The organism is Marinobacter halodurans, assembly GCF_004327985.1.
GTDB classification, from domain to species: Bacteria; Pseudomonadota; Gammaproteobacteria; order Pseudomonadales; family Oleiphilaceae; genus Marinobacter_A; species Marinobacter_A halodurans.
Window position 1 is genome coordinate 1 of record NZ_SJDL01000101.1, and the last position, 2,769, is coordinate 2,769.

The 2,769-nt window shown below is 50.4% G+C and carries 4 protein-coding genes; all 4 read right to left on the bottom strand.

The annotated features are described in order from the left end of the window. Positions 1–323: 323 nt before the first annotated feature. The gene (locus EZI54_RS23430; RefSeq protein WP_131484272.1) at positions 324–875 is read right to left on the bottom strand and encodes a hypothetical protein; all 552 of its coding nucleotides are present in this window, start codon (positions 873–875) and stop codon (positions 324–326) included. Positions 876–894: 19 nt separating this feature from the next. After that, positions 895–1,323 (bottom strand): hypothetical protein, encoded by a 429-nt coding sequence (locus tag EZI54_RS23435; RefSeq protein ID WP_131484273.1) that lies wholly within the window; start codon positions 1,321–1,323, stop codon positions 895–897. Positions 1,324–1,461: 138 nt separating this feature from the next. Continuing rightward, positions 1,462–2,010 (bottom strand): hypothetical protein, encoded by a 549-nt coding sequence (locus EZI54_RS23440; protein WP_131484274.1) that lies wholly within the window; start codon positions 2,008–2,010, stop codon positions 1,462–1,464. A gap of 1 nt (position 2,011) precedes the next feature. Beyond that, a partial coding sequence (locus tag EZI54_RS24680) for a hypothetical protein (RefSeq protein WP_242674582.1) occupies positions 2,012–2,769 on the bottom strand: 758 nt, incomplete at its 5' end.

Consider the following 2,769-nt stretch of genomic DNA (forward strand, 5'->3'; position numbering starts at 1 on the left):
AAAGAGCGTGCAGGGTAGACTTTGACATGGCGTATCATTCCTCTGTTGGTTGTGATCTGGCGAGATCAACCAACAGGATACGCCACCTCTTCAACTTGCCTCCATACACCAGAAATCACCATAGCTCATTATGGACAAATCATTGATTTAAATGCAGTAAATTTACATAAAAGCATGCGAGTATTTTAACGAATCGGGAGCCCCGACTCCATGAGAGATGGCACCTCTTCAAGGTGATCACGAAAACGGCCGCATGCCGAAAACGGATCAGTACAAGAGCACTAAGAAAATTTGGGGTACTGCACTCGTCCTCATTGTGAGGGTCAGAACTCGCCCCGTTCGTGTCGCTCGGCAATCTCCTTGAACAGATCGAACAGGCCGTCCTCGAACAACCAGGGATCGCCCATTTTGAACATTTGGCAGAAGGCCCCTTCCGGCAAAACAGAGGAATGCTCAATCCGGTTCAGGTTGTCAAAGGAGTAACCGGGAATATACTGGCCGCCGAACCAAGCGCCCCGGGTGACACCAAGAACCTCCCCGTCAACGGGTTCTTCTATGGTGATTTCGCCCCGCGGCACGGCATTGGGATGATCCGGCGGCAGGAAGAAGCGCTCTATAGTGTCTACGAACCAACGGGCTCCAGCGATTGGGTATTCGTATTGGCCGAAGACATATTCTCCAGGCTCGGATTCATCTATCTGAATCCAGTTCTTGATCGAAATAATAAGGTGCTTTTCATAGGCAAAAAAATGCCAGACCGGGATCAATTTATCACTAATCCGGGCTCTATCTGTACTTTCACCAATCTTCAAATAGCCTTCAGGCGGCAATTCAGGATCGATGAAGGGCCAAGGGGGTAGTTTCGAATACTGCATTTCATTCTCATTGCGAGCGTCAGAACTCGCCGCGCTCGTGCCGTGCGGCGATGTCCTTGAACAGATCGAACAGGCCATCTTCGAACAACCAGGGATCGCCCATCTTAAACATTTGGCAAAAAGGACCGTTCATGAGTGTTGAGTGCTCAATACGGTTCAGATTGTCGAAGGAATAACCAGGAGTGTGCTGCCCTCCATATGCTACGCCACGGGTGACACCAAGTGTTTCCCCTTCGATTTCTTCTCGAGCATTGAAATCACCTCTTGGGATGGCTTTAGGATCATCCGGATGAAGGAAAAATCGCTCAACTGTTTTCACAAACCAACGTGCGCCGGCTATTGGATACTCATACTGGGATGTCGCAAACTTCCCCGGCTTGTCATTGCGCCCTTCAAGCCAAATCTTATTAACTATGATCAAGTGCTGCTCATAGTAAAAAAATGCCATAAGGGTTTGATTGATGGTGTTGCTCTGGCTTTATCAATACTCTTTCCTAATTTCACATAGCCATCGGGTGGCGAATCGGGATCGGTGAATGGCCAGTGGGGTAGTTTCGAATACTGCATTTCATTCTCATTGCGAGCGTCAGAACTCGCCGCGCTCGTGCCGTGCGGCGATGTCCTTGAACAGATCGAACAGGCCGCCTTCGAACAGCCAGGGGTCGCCCATTTCGAACATTTGGCAAAAAGGACCTTCCGATTGGGTCGAATGTTCGATCCTGTTTAAGTTGTCGAAGGAATAGCCTGGTGTATAGCGACCGCCATAGGCCGCACCACGAGTGACACCGAGAACTTCGCCGTCGATTTCCTCGCGGATATTGAACTTGCCTCTCGGGATGGCGTTTGGATCGTCAGGGTGCAGAAAGAAGCGGTCTATGGAATCGATAAACCATCTTACGCCGGCTAGGGGATACTCGTATTGGCGAAAAACATACTTTCCTGTTTCTGGTTCATCGAACTGGATCCATTTCTTTACTGATATGATCAGATGTTGGTCATGGGCAAAAAAGTGCCATATAGGCGTTATGGATCCTGCAGCACGGTTTTTATCAGCGCTCTCTCCAACCTTTAGATAGTTTTCTGGTGGCGACTCGGGATCAATGAAAGGCCAAGGGGCTAATTTCGGATACTGCATATCATCCTCCAAACTCAATAGGGATTAGATCGACAAGTTCAACGTAAGCATTCGAACCGCCTTGGCCACCATTGGTCATATAGTTAAAGGATTGCGGGTTCTTTTCGTAGGTTAGGGTTTCAAGTGCGCCAAATACTGGACGGTCATTGGAGAGCGTCGTATGTTTGGTCAGCCCGTTACCTAAGAAATGCTCGTTAGCCCCCGTATCCATCTGGACTTTGAATCGTATCTCGAAAGCTCGAATTTCGTCGGGACTAAGCCCTTTCTTCGTCAGATGGTACTCGCGCTGATCGATGTCATTCCATTCAGCATCCCCCATATCTTTAACGAGCGCTTCGTACTTGGCCTGATACTCCGGCGTCATCACCTCATCCAGTAAATCATCCCGTTCCGCATAGCCATCCAGTTTCTCACGCGCAAACGCCTTCAGGTTATCGAATGTCGGGATAATCGTCCTGGCATCCGCCTGCTTGACGGCGGCCTCCCGGTCGATGATCGCCAACTTGTAGTTTGCGTCAGGTTTGTACTCGATCCCCAACTGCTCGGCAATCAGCTTAGGGCAGGTGTCGGACGGTTCGATCTGGTCCAGGGTGGTGGACCAGTAGCGGACTGTACCATCCGCACCGGGGCGTCCCAGGGTGCCGGCCATGGCGCCTTCGGGCTGTTTGTAGCCGTCCACATGGTGGGTTTCCACCAGACGGACGATAAAACGGTCGTTATCCAGACCCTCTTGGGCGAGTTGAAGCAATTCCTCCTGAG